The organism is Lentzea sokolovensis (assembly GCF_033949975.1).
Lineage (GTDB): Bacteria > Actinomycetota > Actinomycetes > Mycobacteriales > Pseudonocardiaceae > Lentzea > Lentzea sokolovensis.
Genome location: NZ_JAXAVU010000011.1, coordinates 339366 through 350944, shown reverse-complemented (window position 1 = coordinate 350944; position 11579 = coordinate 339366). Strand labels below are relative to the sequence as shown.

Here is an 11579-nt window from a genome sequence, read left to right as displayed (position 1 = left end):
CTGGCCCGTTCCGTACTTGTCGAACCGGAGGGTCACCACCCGATCGCGGTCCAGTGCGGCGGCGAGGTCCCGGATGGTGTTGGGCGTGAGCGACGGCGGCTGGTTGCCGTCGCGGTCGGTGGGACCGCTGCCCGGTAGCAGAAGGGCCGCGGGCAGGCGTTCGCCGCGCCGCCGCGCCGGCACGTGGAGCGTCCCGTAGGTGGTCGTGCCCTCGACCACGAACGACACCTGCTCGTCGCGTGCGGGCAGCCAGGCCGTGGAGTCGTGGCCGCGGACGGCGGACGCGGCGGCGGTGGGCGTGATGCCGGCGGCCAAGACCGCCGCCACGAGTGCCGAAGCGACTTTGACGATCATCGGCTCGTCGCCTGTTCGACCATGGCCACCACCGCGCGAGGGTCGTCGACCTCGACGACCAGCCGGGTGTAGTGCTCGTCGGCAAGCTCCACGACCACCGCCTTTTGCGCGTCGCGGACCGCCCAGAAGACCTTCTCGCCGTCCTGGTGGAACGTGCCTGCCGTGATCACCCCTGGCAGATGCGTGCCCGGCGCCCGAATCCCCTTCGGCTCCCCCAGGATTCCCGGATCGACCGTGGCGCCACGCACGTGTGCGAGCGGGATGGTCAGCTTGCTCTTCAACGACCACAACTTGTCCAGGCCGTTCATCTCCACCACCAGGTCCTGGCCTTGCACGCTGATCGTCGCCATCTCAGTTCTCCTTACCGGGCACCGTTTCCGGCGCATCACGAATGGTGGGGACGTCCGCGGCTTCCCCGTGGCGCACGGCCTGCGATCTGGCGCGCAGCCATCGGCCCAGCAACACCTCGGTGGCACGCGGGTCGCCCGTCGCCTCGTCGACCTCGGCGAAGACCGACGACACCAGGCCGGCGACCTCGGGGTCGTCTGGCGCCCGATCGACGGCGGCCACCAGCAGGAAGTCCCACGCGGGCAGGTGTTCCGGCTGGGCGGCACGAGCCAGGTGCGGGCGAACGTCCTGCTCGATGTGACGGCGCAACGCCGCCAGGTACAGACCGCGTTTGCTGCCGAACACGCCGTAGAGACTGTTGCGGTGCACTCCGAGTCGAGTCACCAGGTCGTCGATCGAGACACCGTCGTAGGCACGGCGGGCGAACAGATCGGCCGCCGCCTCCACGGTCTCGTCCACGTCGAAAGACCTGCGTCGTCCCATGTGACGACCGTAGCGTTTTCGGGAACGATCAGTCAAGAACAACCGTTCCTGAAAGCGGCGACCGTCTGCGGGCAGCCCTGCCGGGGCACCACGCGGCCGGGCCCGCCACCGCATCGGTGACGTGCACCTGCCCAGCGGCGCGCTTCCGGCGTCTTGCGATGGATGACGTTGTTCTGCTGAACGCGGACAACTGATTGTGCGGACATCGGCGCGATGATTCGCGACCCAGGTCGCAATACCGGTCCAGCCTCGATGACACCCCCAATTGATGGCCATCGAGGCCGGACCCGTGACGTGTATAGCGTGGTCCTGTTGTCAGGCGCCGGAGAGCGGCGCACCGGACAACACGAATCCGAGGAGAGATATCAGGTGCCACGACCGGAGCGACCGCTGGAGCTCGATGGGACCGCTCTTGTCGAGTTCGCCGTTGACCTGCGGCGTTTGCGTCAGGACATCGGCGGTCCGTCGTATCGCGAGCTCGGGAAGCGCGGCGGCTACTCCGCGACGACGCTCGCCGAGGCCGCCGGCGGGCGCCGGTTCCCGAGTCTGGAGGTCACGCTCGCCTACGTGCGCGCGTGCGACGGTGACGTCGAACTGTGGGAGCAACGGTGGCACTCTCTCGCGGCCGAACTCAACGCGACTGTTGTCGCCGAACCAGAGGATTACGACCAGGCGCCCTATGTCGGACTTTCCGTTTACCGCGCTGAGGACGCGTCCCGGTTCTTCGGCAGGGAACGCCTTGTCGACGATCTTCTCGCTCTTGTGCAACGGCAGAAGTTCGTCGCGGTGTTCGGCCCGTCCGGGTCGGGAAAGTCGTCGCTGATTCGCGCGGGACTTCTTCCGCGGCTGCCGGCGCACGTTCTCCGGACGCCGGGTGACCATCCGATGCGGTTGGTGCCCGGTTTTCCGTCCGACCAGGAGACCGTGGTCGTGGTCGACCAGTTCGAGGAGGTTTTCACCCTCTGCCAGGACGCGGACGAACGGACGCGGTTCATCGCCGAACTGCTCGGCCGCCGGGCGGTGATCGGCGTGCGGTCGGACTTCTACACGCACTGCTGCATGATTCCCGAGCTGGCGGGCGCGCTGCAGGACTCCCAGTTCACCGTCGGTCCGATGACGGCCGAGGAGCTGCGTCGCGCGATCACGTTGCCCGCGGTGAAGGCGAACTGCACGGTCGAGAGCAACCTGGCGGCCACGCTCATCGCGCACGCCCACGGTCAGGCGGGTGTCCTGCCGTTGCTGTCGCACGCGTTGCTGGAGACGTGGCGCCGGCGCAGCGGAAACCGGCTCACGCTCACCGGGTTCCAGGCTGTCGGCGGCATCGACGGCGCGCTCGCGAAGACGGCCGAGGCGGTGTACGGCTCGCTGGACGCGCGCCAGCAGGGCCGTGCGCGGGACCTCTTCCGGCGCCTCGCCGTGCTGGGTGAGAACACCGAGGACACCAAGCGCCGCATCTCCCCTGCCGAGCTCGACGACGACCAGGACACCGCGGTGGTGCTGGACAGGTGCACCGCCGCACGGCTCGTCGTGCGCGACACGGACAGCATCGAGATCACGCACGAAGCGTTGATCCGCACGTGGCCCCGGTTCCGGGAATGGCTCAGCAGCGACCGCGACGGGCAACGCGTCCACCGGGAGCTGACGCACGCCACCGACGTGTGGGAGCAACTGGATCGCGACCGCAGCGCGCTGTACCGGGGAGCCCGGCTGGCGATCGCCCGCGAATGGGCCACCCGATCCCAGGCGCTCACGGTTCGCGAACGAGCGTTCGTCGAGGCCAGCACCGATGCCGAGGCCGAGGAGCACGTGCTGGCGAGGCGCCGCGCGAAACGCCTCGGCTATCTGGTCGGCGTGCTCGCGGCGCTGCTGGTCGTCTCGGCGGTGACGACGTTCTACGCGGTGCGGACGCGCAACGACATCACCTCGCAACGCAACAGCGCGATCGCCCAGAACCTCGCGTCCGAGGCGGTGGTGGAGCATCGCGCGAACCCGTCACTCGGGCTGCAACTCGGTTTGGCCGCGCACAACCTCGCCGCGACGCGCAAGACGCGCGACGCGGTGCTGAGCACGCTGGCGACCGTCGTGACGGCGCACGACGAGGAGGTCTACACGGCGACGTTCAGCAGTGACGGCACGCTGGCAACGGCGGGACGCGACCACTCGATTCACCTGTGGAACGTCAGCGACCGGCGCAAACCGGTCCGGCTCGGCACTCTCACCGGTCACACCGGTGCCGTGCGCGCACTGTCCTACCGCGCGGACGGGAAGGTCCTCGCGTCGAGCGGCGACGACGGAACCGTGCGGCTGTGGGCCGAACAGAAGGAGATCGCGGCACTGACCGGCATGGGATCCGTGCGCGCGGCCACGTTCAGCCCGGACGGTCAGACCCTCGTGGCCGGTTCCGGCACCGGAGAGGTGCGAACGTGGAACGTCAGCGACCCGCGCAACCCGGTCCTGACCGCCACGGTGCGCGGCCACACCGACGCGGTGCGGACGGTGGCGTTCAGCCTCGACGGCAAGACCCTGGCCACCGGGAGCGACGACCACAGCGTGCGGCTGTGGCAGGACGGCGCCGAGATCATGTCGTTGTCCGGCAACAGGATCGACGTGTACGACCTGGCCTTCAGCCCGGACGGGCGCACGCTCGCGGTCGGCAGCGGCAACGACAAACCCGTGCGGCTGTGGAACGTCACCGATCCGCGCAAGCCTGCCGAGCTTCCCTCGCTCACCGGGCACGAGGACGTCGTCGGCAGCGTCGCGTTCAGCCCGGACGGTCGCACGCTCGCGTCCGGCAGCGACGACCGAACGGTGCGGCTGTGGAACGTCACCGATCCCGGGCACGTCACCGAGATCGCCACGCTGTCCGGCGCCGCCATCGCCGTGGCCGACATCGCGTTCAGCCCGGACGGCCGGACCCTGGTGTGGACCATGTTCGACCCGACCATGCGGCTGCTGAACGCGGATCTCGGCGCCGCCGTCGCCGAAGCGTGCGGCTCGGCGGGAGCGCGCCTGACCGAGGACGAGTGGCGCAGGCACGTCCCGGACGTCCCGTACACCCCGCCCTGCTGACGAACGCGGTGAGGCAGGGCGGAAATCCCGACCTGCCTCACCGCGCTTCTGGTTGTCAGCCGCGGTGCCACTTCTGGTTGGCGCCGCCCACGCAGTCCCACATGTGCAGGACCGCGTCGTTGTTCGGGTTCCACTCCGCGATGTCCACGCACTTGTTCGCCTGCGGGTTCACCAGGTCACCGGCACCCGACAGCACGAACTGCTGGGCCGCGTTCCCCGAGCAGGTCGCGAGTTGCACGGCCGCGCCGTTGTCCCTCGAACCCCACGCCACGTCCACGCACTTGTTGTTCTCCGTGCGCAACGTGCCGCCGGTGAACTCGAACTTCTGGTTCGTGCCGCCCGTGCAGTTCCACACGATCAGGCGCTGGCCGTCGGCGAAGTTCCAGTTCGGCACGTCGATGCACTTGCCGTGCCAGTCGCTGACGATGCTGCCGGCGCTGGCGGGCGGAGGCGTCGTGGAGCCGCCGCTGAACGGGGTGAGGATGATCCCGGCCGAGCGCGGGTCACCGTCGTGCACCAGCGACTCCTGCGCCTGCACGTCGTCGAACGCGAACCCGTACGCCTTGCCGTCCACCATGTTCTGGTGCACCAGCCGCGAGTAGTGGTTGGTGATCGCGCCCTGGTAGAAGTCCGCGGGACCGCCGCCGGGCTGCACGTCGATGCGGCCGAGCGTGGAGCGGTGCAGAGCGGCGCACAGGGTGCGTGCGATCGGGCCGACCACCTGGTCGTTGGGCGCGGCCAGGGCGCCGTCACAGCCCCACACGTTCGAAGTGGACGGCTTGGTGAACGACGCCACCTGCTGACCGGCGGTGTTCCTGAAGTTCATCGTGCCGCCGGACGTGCCACCGAAGTACTTCACGTCCGGACGGTCGCCGAACGGCTGCACGGTCAGCGTCTTGGTCATGTACGCGTTCCACGCCTGGGTGATGTACGAGTCCAGGTAGTTGCGGTCGAAGTTGCCGACGTCGGCCGCCTTGCCCGGCGCGAGCACGCGCAGCACCGTGCCGTCCGAACGGGACATGACCGACCCGCCCCAGCCCGCCTGGTTGCGGATGCCGTTGATGACGGCGTCCCGCCCGCCGGACTTGAGTTCACCGGTCTTCTTCGTGGCGCCGCTCGCGCCCGTCACGGTCACCGCGTGCGGTACCGCGAACATGTCCACCTGGGAGCTGTTGAGCCACAGACCCGCGTCGTTGTAGGTGAACTCGCTCCAGTCGAACAGGATGCCGCTGTTCGGGTCGCCGGAAGCCCACGGCGCCGGCTGCACCAGGCCGTCGGGCGTCAGGAAGAACTTGAGCTTCTCGCCGAACGACATGTAGACGCGGCCGGAGATGAACCGCGGCACCCGCAGCGAGGCGGTGCCACCGGGACCAGGACCGGCGATCGACACGTCCGGCGCGGGCGTGGGCGGGTTGCCGCCCGGCGACCACGGCGTGAACGCGCCCGCCTGGTTGACGTACCCGAGGCGCCCGCTGCGGATGTCCGTGCCCAGGACGTACAGGTGCACGGCCTCGGACCGGCCGCTGTTGTTGGTGACGTTGAGCGGCAGCAGGTCGGGGCCGATCGCCTGTGCCGGTGTGCTCGCGATGGCCGCCGATGCGATCGCCGCCAGTGCGGCGAGCGCGCTGAACCACTTCGTTCGAGTGCGCATCTGACTCCTTGTGCAGGGGTGCTCTGCCAACAGGTCCCCCGACCGGCTACAGGGCGGTCGGCGGCCTCCGGTTCGAGAACTGGTCCAGACCGGTTATGAGAGCGCTTCCATGGTTGTTCGCAGATGGCGGCTCTGTCAATACCGGGCAGAAGCCGGGCAGGAGCCGGGCAGGCGGCCGAACGCGGCTACCGGTCGAGCTGTGCGGGAAGGGATCCTGGACAGCGCTGAACACATGTTCAATACTCTGTACATGCGTTCAGCCTCTGATCTGACGGCGCGGGCCCGCATCCGCGACGCCGCCTTGGCCCGGTTCGGCTCCGAGGGGATCTCCGGCACGTCGGTGCGGGCGGTGGCCGCGGACGCCGAGGTCTCCCCCGCGCTGGTCGTGCACCACTTCGGCTCGAAGGAAGGCCTGCGCCAGGCCTGCGACGACTACGTCCTGGACGCGATCCGGTCCGGCGACGAGGCGGCGACCGAGGCCCTGGGCGAGGTGCTGAGCGCCGCGACTCCCGTGCGGCGGTACCTGGCGCGGGCGCTGCTCGACGACACGGAGGCGGCTGGCGCGTTGTTCACCGAGATCGTCGAACGCACGCAGGTGTGGCTGGCCGCGGGCGAAGCGGAGGGCTGGGTGCGTCCCACGTCCGATTCGCGGGCGCGAGCCGTCACCTACGTGTCGTGGTTGCTGGCGCCGCTCGTCCTCGGTGATCACGTCGGCCGGCTGCTGGGCGGGGATCCGGCGGAGACCGCGACCGCCGTGCGCGGTGCGCGGGCCGGCCTGGAGATGCTGACCGGCGGACTCTTCGCCGACGACCGGTGGCTGAGCGCGTTCACCGAGATCGACAGGACGACCAGGTCGTGAAAGGGGTCCACAATGGACGCGGTTGACCGCATCGCGAAGACGTTCGGCATGAACGACGAGGCGTGGCAGCGGCACGCCAACCCGTGGAGCGTGTGGACGCGGTTCGCCGCGATTCCGTTGATGCTGCTGGCGATCTGGAGCCGGACGTGGATCGGGTGGTGGAGCCTCGTGGCGATCGCCGCCGTGATCGTCTGGCTGTTCGTCAACCCGAGGGCGTTTCCGCCGGTGCGTGAACCACAGAGCTGGGCAGCACGCGGCATCTACGGAGAACGCGCCTGGCTGGAGGACCGCGACCTCGTGCCACCGGACCACCGCCAGGTGCTCCGGCTGCTGGTCACCTTGGGCGCCTTGGGGTTCGGGCTGATCGTGTGGGGTCTGGTCGTGCTCTCGGTGTGGCCGACGGTGTTCGGGGCGACGCTGGTCGTCGTCGCGCAGCTGTGGCGGATCGACCGCCTCGGCTGGCTGTGGGAACGTCACCGGGCTCAGCGATCCTGAACGACGGCAACGGAGAGACGGGGCCGACCGAAGTCGGCCCCCGCCCTGTGATCACAGCAAAACTCCGGGAACCGCACTGTGCGGTTCCCGGAGTCGCGGTACTGCTGCCCTCTGGAGATGTCAGGCAGGGAGCAGGACCGAGTCGATGAGGTAGACGGTGGCGTTGGCGGTCTTCACGCCACCGCAGATCACGTTGGCGTCGTTGACCTTCAGCGCGTCCTTGGAACCGGTGACCTTCACGGTGCCGGTCTGCACGGTCTTCTGGTCGCCGGCGATCTTGTCGGGCGTGATCTGGCCGGGGACGACGTGGTAGGTCAGGATCTTGGTCAGCAGCGCGTCGTCGGTCTTGAGCTTCTCGATCGTCGCGGCGTCGATCTTCGCGAACGCCGAGTCGACCGGCGCGAACACGGTGAACTCCGCGCCGTTGAGCGTCGAGACCAGGTTGACCTTCGGGTTGAGCTTGCCGGACACGGCGCTCACCAGCGTCGTGAGCAGCGGGTTGTTGCTCGCGGCGACGGCGACCGGGTCAGCGGCCATGCCGGACACGGAACCCGCACCGGACGGAACCTGCTTCGCGTAGTCGGCACAACCGGGGCCGACGAGGTCCTTGGCCGGGTCGGCCATCGCGGCGGACGAGGTGGCGGTCGAGGTGGGCGCGGCACTGGAAGAGGTGCCGCTGCTGGCCATGTCACCCGAGCCGCACGCCGCGCCGAACAGGGCGAGCGAGACGGCGCCGACGGCCAGGACGGTGTTGCGGACGGTCATGTTCATGACGAGACATCTCCAAGGGGTGATCGAGCAGTTGCTGCCCGTGATTCGCCGCCCCTTGAAGAACGGATGGGTGTGGTTATCAATCCGTTACCCAACCCGGGATGTGACGCATCCGGCACCGATCCATCAGCGCCTCCGCTGCGAACACCAGAGGACACCGCTGAGGAGAGGACCTGGGATGCCTGAGCGTGAGCGGGCGCTGCAAAGCCTGCCGAGGACCCCGCGGGACGTGGGTCCGACCGCCGACGAGTTGCTCGCCCTGGTCGCACGGGGCGACGAGGCCGCGTTCGAACGGCTCTACGACGTCGTGTCCGGCTCGGTGTTCGGGCTGATCAGGCGGGTGGTGCGGGATCAGGCGCAGTCGGAGGAGGTGTTCCAGGAGGTGATGCTCGAAGTGTGGCGGACCGCGACCAGGTTCGACCCCGACCGGGGCAGCGCCACGACCTGGATCCTCACGCTGACGCACCGCCGTGCCGTCGACCGCGTCCGGTCCGCCCAGGCCGCCACCCACCGCGAGGACCGCGCCGCCCGGCTCGATCCGGGCAGGCCCTTCGACGAGGTGAGCGAGCAGGTCGACGGCCGGCTCGAACAACGCCAGGTGCGCCGGTGCCTGAGCTTCCTGACCGAACTGCAGCGCGAGTCCGTGCTGCTCGCCTACTACCAGGGCTACTCGTATCCGGAGGTCGCGAGCCTGCTGAGCATCCCGCTCGGCACGGTCAAGACCAGGATGCGCGACGGCCTGATCCGACTGCGGGACTGCATGGGGGTGACCGGATGAGGACCACATCCGCTGATCTGCACACGCTCACCGGCGCCTACGCCGTGAACGCGCTGTCCGACATCGAACGGACCGCGTTCGAAGCGCACCTGACCCGCTGCGCGAGCTGCGCGGTCGAGGTCGCCGAGCTCTCGGCCACGGCCGCACGTCTGGGCGTCGCGGTGGAGTCCCCGCCGCCACCGCAGTTGCGCGCCCGTGTGCTCGCCGCGGCGGCGGAGACCCGGCAGGTCTCTCCCCACGCGGCACGCGTGCCGAACCCGCGCCGGATGCGCTGGGCCGGTGGGCTGCTCGCGGCCGCCTGCCTGGTCGCCGCGGTCTTCGTGACCGTGCAGTACACGGAGTCCGACCAGGACAGGCAGCTGGCGCAACTGTCCAGCGAGTACAGCCGGTTCTCCGATCTGCTGTCCACTCCGGACGCCAAGCTGATCAGCGGCACCGCGCCGAACGGGGCGACCGGCACCGCCGTGATCTCGGCCAGCCGCGACGAGGCGCTGTTCCTCGCCAGGGACCTGCCGGAACCGGGACAGGGCAAGGCCTACCAGCTCTGGCTGATCGGCGAGGACGGTCCCCGCTCGGCGGGAGTGCTCAAGTCGCTGACGTCACCGCTCGCAGTCTCCGGACTGACCGGTGCGCAGAGGGTCGCGCTCACGGTCGAGCCGCAGGGAGGTTCGCCGAAGCCGACCACGGATCCCGTGATGGCCATGGCACTCGCGTGATCCAGGGCGGTCGTTGTCCTCGATACGTGCCAGCATCCCGCGCATGATCGGACGTTGGCACGGCCTGGTGATCGACTGCCCTGATCCGCAGGGCCTCGCGGAGTTCTACGAGAAGCTGCTCGGGATGATCCGGGTGCAGGACGACGGCGCGTTCGTCGTCATCGGCGACGCCCCGGATCGGCCCGGTGTGGCGTTCGCGCGGGTCGAGGGCTGGCAACCGCCGAAGTGGCCGGACGAGACCGCCCACATGCACTTCGACGTGCGCGTGGACGATCTCGCGGCGGCGGGCGAGAAGGTGCTGGCCCTGGGCGCGCGCAGGCTCGAAGGCGGTGGCGAGCGGTTCCACGTGTACGCGGATCCCGCCGGCCACCCCTTCTGCCTGGTGGGTTAGCTCAGCCGGGCGCGCATCACGTGCGCGTCCAGCGGCAGGGCGTGCGTCTCGACGAGGTCGAAACCGGCCTCGGCGAGCAACGCGCGGTAGTGCGACTCGGTGCGCTCGCGGCCACCGGTGTTGCACAGCATGTGGATGTCCCACGGGATCGCGAGCGAGTCCACCTCACCGGCCTCGGGCAGCAGGCGCTCGATCACCAGCAGCTCGGCGTGTGCGGGCATGTTCCGCGCGCACGTGGCCAGGATGGTGCGGCACTGCTCGTCGTCCCAGTCGTGCAGCACGCGGGACAGCAGGTAGACGTCGCCGGTGCCGGGGATCGAGCGGGTGAAGTCGCCGGGGACGAGGGTGACGCGGTCCGCGAGGTCGGCGAGGCGAGGTCCGGCGGCGGCGAGGGCGTTCGGGAGGTCGAGCAGAACGCCCCGCAGCGCCGGGTTGGCGTGCAGCACGCGGGACAGCAGCTCGCCGTTGCCGCCGGCCACGTCCACGACCGTGCCGGCGGTCGAGAAGTCGACGACCTTGGTGACGCCGGTGAACATCGCGTTGCTCGCGGCCATGGACCCGTGGAACAGCTCGGCCAGGTCCGGATCCGTTGCCATGTGGGCGAAGTGGTGGGCGCCGAACGCTTTCGCGTACGACTCCTCACCGCTGCGGACGGCTTCGGTCAGTTCGGCGAACGACCGGTAGAACGGGCCGCCGTACATCAGCGCGAGCGGCCGCATCGACCCCGTCAGGTCCGACCGCAGCAGCTCCCCCAGGTCGGTGAGGCTGTGCCGCTCACCGGACATGTGGACGACACCGAGCGAGGTGAGGTACCGCAGAAGCCTTGCCAGGCTTTGGGGTTCGGTGCCGGTGGCCGACGCCAGACCGGGCAGGTCCGGGATCGTCACGAGGTGGTCGAGCAACCGGAGTTCGGCGGCGGTCGCGATGGCCTGCGTCGCCCACGCGCCGGTGAGCAGGCGCAGCAACTCGGTGCCGGCACAGGACTCGCGCTGGTGCATGGCCTGCAGCTGCGGGAACCGGCCGGTGGAGATCAGCTCCAGGCGGCGGAACGCGGGGTCGGCGCAGTGCGCGTCGCGGAAGTAGAGGACCGAGTGGTTCTCGTAGCCGTTGTACCCACCGCCGTCCGGGCGCATGACGCCGGCGATCATCGTGCGCAGTCCGCGCAGCAGCACCGGGTCCGGCCGCCGCACGGCCAGCGCGACGTGGTTCTCGTGTTCGTGGCGGCGTTCGTCCTCCGCGATGTGCGCCAGCTCCGGCGGCGTCACCATCACGAAGATCTCCAGCTCGCACGGCCAGCCGTTGCGGTCGGAGACGGGTGCTCGCAGGATGCCGACCTTCAGGTCCGCGACGGGCACCGAGTAGCGAGAGCTCAGCCGTTCGCGGACGACGACGCTCGGGGTCATCGTGCCGACCTCGATGCCGTGCCGCGCGAGCTCGTCCGCAAGTCCCGCAAGGGTTTCCGGGAAGATGAGCAACGCGGCGTGGTCGAGGGTGGCGTGCCGCGTGACGGCGGCGCGCTGGTCGGCGGGCAGGGACGGCACGGCGGCGGCGAGAGCCGAGTGCGTGTCGTGCGCGCCGATGAGGGCCATCGTGGCGGTCAGCCGGTCGAGGTCGGCCGCGGCGATGACGGGTGTGCTGGTCGAGATCATGGTGACGGTTCCTGT

The 11579-nt window shown here is 69.7% G+C and carries 11 protein-coding genes and 1 pseudogene; 6 read left to right on the top strand and 6 right to left on the bottom strand.

What is annotated here, in order from left to right; all coding sequences use genetic code 11:
• The 3 genes and pseudogenes from SK854_RS28545 to SK854_RS28535 form a co-directional block, all read right to left on the bottom strand.
• Positions 1–354, bottom strand: a pseudogene (locus SK854_RS28545) (hypothetical protein); the annotation flags it as partial.
• Positions 351–704, bottom strand: a complete 354-nt coding sequence (locus SK854_RS28540; protein ID WP_319978191.1) for a hypothetical protein — start codon at positions 702–704, stop codon at positions 351–353. The gene SK854_RS28540 and the pseudogene SK854_RS28545, both read right to left, overlap by 4 nt.
• 1 nt (position 705) lies before the next feature.
• Positions 706–1185 carry a TetR/AcrR family transcriptional regulator gene (locus tag SK854_RS28535; protein ID WP_319978190.1) on the bottom strand — a complete coding sequence of 160 codons (480 nt, stop codon included), beginning with the start codon at positions 1183–1185 and terminating at the stop codon, positions 706–708.
• Between the two features lie 369 nt (positions 1186–1554).
• On the opposite strand from SK854_RS28535, the gene SK854_RS28530 reads away from it, so the two are divergent.
• Positions 1555–4254, top strand: coding sequence for an nSTAND1 domain-containing NTPase (locus tag SK854_RS28530; protein ID WP_319978189.1), 2700 nt, complete (start codon positions 1555–1557; stop codon positions 4252–4254).
• A 55-nt stretch (positions 4255–4309) separates the two neighbouring features.
• Here SK854_RS28530 and SK854_RS28525 read toward each other — a convergent pair whose 3' ends face one another.
• Positions 4310–5905, bottom strand: a complete 1596-nt coding sequence (locus SK854_RS28525; RefSeq protein ID WP_319978188.1) for a glycoside hydrolase family 64 protein — start codon at positions 5903–5905, stop codon at positions 4310–4312.
• Between the two features lie 250 nt (positions 5906–6155).
• On the opposite strand from SK854_RS28525, the gene SK854_RS28520 reads away from it, so the two are divergent.
• The gene (locus tag SK854_RS28520) at positions 6156–6764 is read left to right on the top strand and encodes a TetR/AcrR family transcriptional regulator (RefSeq protein WP_319978187.1); all 609 of its coding nucleotides are present in this window, start codon (positions 6156–6158) and stop codon (positions 6762–6764) included.
• Between the two features lie 12 nt (positions 6765–6776).
• Entirely contained in the window at positions 6777–7259 is a 483-nt protein-coding gene (locus SK854_RS28515; RefSeq protein WP_319978186.1) for a DUF6653 family protein, read from the top strand.
• 120 nt (positions 7260–7379) lie between these two features.
• Here the strand turns inward: SK854_RS28515 and SK854_RS28510 are convergent, their stop codons facing one another.
• Positions 7380–8030, bottom strand: a complete 651-nt coding sequence (locus SK854_RS28510) for a fasciclin domain-containing protein (RefSeq protein ID WP_319978185.1) — start codon at positions 8028–8030, stop codon at positions 7380–7382.
• Between the two features lie 178 nt (positions 8031–8208).
• Between SK854_RS28510 and SK854_RS28505 the strand changes: the two genes are divergently transcribed.
• The 3 genes from SK854_RS28505 to SK854_RS28495 are packed head-to-tail and all read left to right on the top strand — an operon-like array spanning position 8209 to position 9915.
• Positions 8209–8808: a sigma-70 family RNA polymerase sigma factor gene (locus SK854_RS28505; protein WP_319978184.1), complete on the top strand. Its 600-nt coding sequence runs from the start codon at positions 8209–8211 to the stop codon at positions 8806–8808.
• The gene (locus tag SK854_RS28500; RefSeq protein WP_319978183.1) at positions 8805–9524 is read left to right on the top strand and encodes an anti-sigma factor; all 720 of its coding nucleotides are present in this window, start codon (positions 8805–8807) and stop codon (positions 9522–9524) included. The genes SK854_RS28505 and SK854_RS28500 overlap by 4 nt, the downstream gene beginning before the upstream one ends.
• A 43-nt stretch (positions 9525–9567) precedes the next feature.
• Positions 9568–9915, top strand: coding sequence for a VOC family protein (locus tag SK854_RS28495; protein ID WP_319978182.1), 348 nt, complete (start codon positions 9568–9570; stop codon positions 9913–9915).
• Here the strand turns inward: SK854_RS28495 and SK854_RS28490 are convergent.
• On the bottom strand, positions 9912–11564 hold the full coding sequence (locus tag SK854_RS28490) for a methyltransferase (RefSeq protein WP_319978181.1): 1653 nt from the start codon (positions 11562–11564) through the stop codon (positions 9912–9914). The two genes, SK854_RS28495 and SK854_RS28490, sit on opposite strands and share 4 nt — an antisense overlap.
• Between the last annotated feature and the right edge of the window lie 15 nt (positions 11565–11579).

Excerpts from the sequence above, each read along its gene's own strand:
- SK854_RS28540 (WP_319978191.1), bottom strand. The coding sequence starts at position 704 with ATGGCGACGATCAGCGTGCAAGGCCAGGACCTGGTGGTGGAGATGAAC.
- SK854_RS28535 (WP_319978190.1), bottom strand. The coding sequence starts at position 1,185 with ATGGGACGACGCAGGTCTTTCGACGTGGACGAGACCGTGGAGGCGGCG.
- SK854_RS28525 (WP_319978188.1), bottom strand. The coding sequence starts at position 5,905 with ATGCGCACTCGAACGAAGTGGTTCAGCGCGCTCGCCGCACTGGCGGCG.
- SK854_RS28520 (WP_319978187.1), top strand. The coding sequence starts at position 6,156 with ATGCGTTCAGCCTCTGATCTGACGGCGCGGGCCCGCATCCGCGACGCC.
- SK854_RS28515 (WP_319978186.1), top strand. The coding sequence starts at position 6,777 with ATGGACGCGGTTGACCGCATCGCGAAGACGTTCGGCATGAACGACGAG.
- SK854_RS28510 (WP_319978185.1), bottom strand. The coding sequence starts at position 8,030 with ATGAACATGACCGTCCGCAACACCGTCCTGGCCGTCGGCGCCGTCTCG.
- SK854_RS28505 (WP_319978184.1), top strand. The coding sequence starts at position 8,209 with ATGCCTGAGCGTGAGCGGGCGCTGCAAAGCCTGCCGAGGACCCCGCGG.
- SK854_RS28500 (WP_319978183.1), top strand. The coding sequence starts at position 8,805 with ATGAGGACCACATCCGCTGATCTGCACACGCTCACCGGCGCCTACGCC.
- SK854_RS28495 (WP_319978182.1), top strand. The coding sequence starts at position 9,568 with ATGATCGGACGTTGGCACGGCCTGGTGATCGACTGCCCTGATCCGCAG.
- SK854_RS28490 (WP_319978181.1), bottom strand. The coding sequence starts at position 11,564 with ATGATCTCGACCAGCACACCCGTCATCGCCGCGGCCGACCTCGACCGG.